This is a genomic window from Streptomyces sp. NPDC021115 (genome assembly GCF_044333065.1).
Classification (GTDB): domain Bacteria; phylum Actinomycetota; class Actinomycetes; order Streptomycetales; family Streptomycetaceae; genus Streptomyces.
Genome location: NZ_JBIRQF010000067.1, coordinates 1 through 1,331 on the forward strand (window position 1 = coordinate 1; position 1,331 = coordinate 1,331).

At 69.6% G+C, this 1,331-nt stretch carries 2 protein-coding genes; both read left to right on the forward strand.

Annotated elements, in window-relative coordinates:
- Positions 1-888: phosphopantetheine-binding protein (locus tag ACH4TL_RS45805; protein WP_398332155.1), on the forward strand; the 888-nt coding region annotated here is incomplete at its 5' end.
- 21 nt (positions 889-909) lie between these two features.
- A partial coding sequence (locus ACH4TL_RS45810) for a beta-ketoacyl synthase N-terminal-like domain-containing protein (RefSeq protein ID WP_398425558.1) occupies positions 910-1,331 on the forward strand: 422 nt, incomplete at its 3' end.

Consider the following 1,331-nt stretch of genomic DNA (forward strand, 5'->3'; position numbering starts at 1 on the left):
GCGAATGCGTTCTTGGACGCGTTGGCGCATGAGCGGCGTGCTCAGGGGCTGCCGGGTGTTTCTCTCGCATGGGGGTTGTGGGAGCAGGCCTCCGGGATGGCCGGAACCCTCGACGACACGGCCCTCCAGCGCTTCGAGCGGTACGGCATCGGGAAGATCCCTTCCGAGCACGGCATGGCCCTGTTCGACCAGGCCTGGCAGGGCAGCGAGCCGGCCGTGGTGCCGCTGCTGATCGACTCGGCGCGCCTGCACCAGAGGGCGGCTGCGGGCGATCTGCCGCCCCTGCTGCGCGGCCTCGTCTCCACCCCGCCTCGGCGTACGGCTGTCCCGGCCACGGCGACTGCGGCCGCGGGCCCCTTCTCCTGGACCGACCGGGTCGCACAGGCACCTGGCAGGCGCGGCCTCGATGTCGTGAAGAGCCTCCTGTGCCAGGAGATCGCCGACGTCCTCGGGCACGCGGGAGCCGAAGACATCGACACCGAAGCGGAGTTCCGGGTGCTCGGCCTGGACTCCCTGACCCTGGTCGAACTGCGTAACCGGCTCAACGCGGCGACCGGACTCAGGCTCCCGGTCAATGTCCTCTTCGACCGGCCCACACCGGACGATCTGGCCTCCCACCTCCTGGCGTCCCTCCAGCCCGATCAGCCCGATCAGCCCGATCAGCCCGATCCGGTCCAGCGCGTCCTCGCCGACGCCACCCGGATGGAGGAGGCCCTGAAGCTCTTCGACGGTGACGGCGAGGACCGTACGAGGATCACCACCCGACTGAACCAGATCCTCCGCGCCTGGCACCGGGACCAGGGCGAGATCGACGCATCCGCCGACGACCTCGACCACGTCACGGACGACGAACTCTTCGACGCTCTCGACAACGAACTGTCGCGCTGAGGGATGGGAAAAGTGAGCGCCATGTCCAACGAAGCCAAACTCCGCGACTACCTCAAGCGCGCGACTGCCGAACTGCGTGAGGCCCGGCAACAGACCCGGGAGCTGGAGGAGAAGGCCCACGAGCCCATCGCGATCGTGGGGATGGGCTGCCGGTATCCGGGCGGGGTGGAGTCCCCGGAGGACTTGTGGCAGGTGGTGTCGGAGGGGCGCGATGTGATCTCGGGTCTCCCCGAGGGACGGGGGTGGGACCTGGACCGTGCCTACGACCCGGACGCGCACGGGCGCGGGCGGATCCGCACGCGGGGCGGGGGTTTCCTGCATGAGGCGGATCTGTTCGATGCGGGGTTTTTCGGGATCGCGCCGCGTGAGGCGGAGGCGATGGATCCGCAGCAGCGGTTGCTGCTGGAGGTGTCGTGGGAGGCGTTGGAGCGGTCCGGGATCCG